At 66.0% G+C, this 418-nt stretch carries 1 protein-coding gene; it reads left to right on the forward strand.

Features of this window, described 5'->3' with window-relative positions:
• A partial coding sequence (locus EOA60_RS38090; protein ID WP_348632767.1) for a sulfatase/phosphatase domain-containing protein occupies positions 1 to 418 on the forward strand: 418 nt, incomplete at both ends.

The raw sequence follows: 418 nt of genomic DNA on the forward strand, positions 1-418 counted from the left end.
TACCGACAACTGCTGCAGGTCCCGCTGGTTCTTAGCGGTCCAGGCATCCGCGCCGGAACAAGCCTCGATGCGCTGACCAGCCACCTCGACCTGTTCGCGACCATCGCATCGCTGCTCGGCCTGCCGGCGCCCGCGACCGACGGCACCGATCTCAAGCCGCTGATCGACGGCCGGGTCGCCGACGTCCGCGACTTCCTGTTCGGTGAATATCATCCGCGACGTGACCCCTGCCTCTACAACCAGTCGATCATCTCCAAGGAGTGGCGGTTCACCCGCTATCCCAACCAGCCGGCCTGGAGGGAGCTGTTCGATCTTCGCGAAGACCCCTGGGAGCACTGGAACCTGTTTCCCGAGCGAGCACTCGGCGCTCAGCGCGCGCGCCTGCGCGCCGAGTGCTCGCTCGGGAAACAGGTTCCAG

This window comes from Mesorhizobium sp. M1A.F.Ca.IN.020.06.1.1, from assembly GCF_004023265.1.
Lineage (GTDB): Bacteria > Pseudomonadota > Alphaproteobacteria > Rhizobiales > Rhizobiaceae > Mesorhizobium.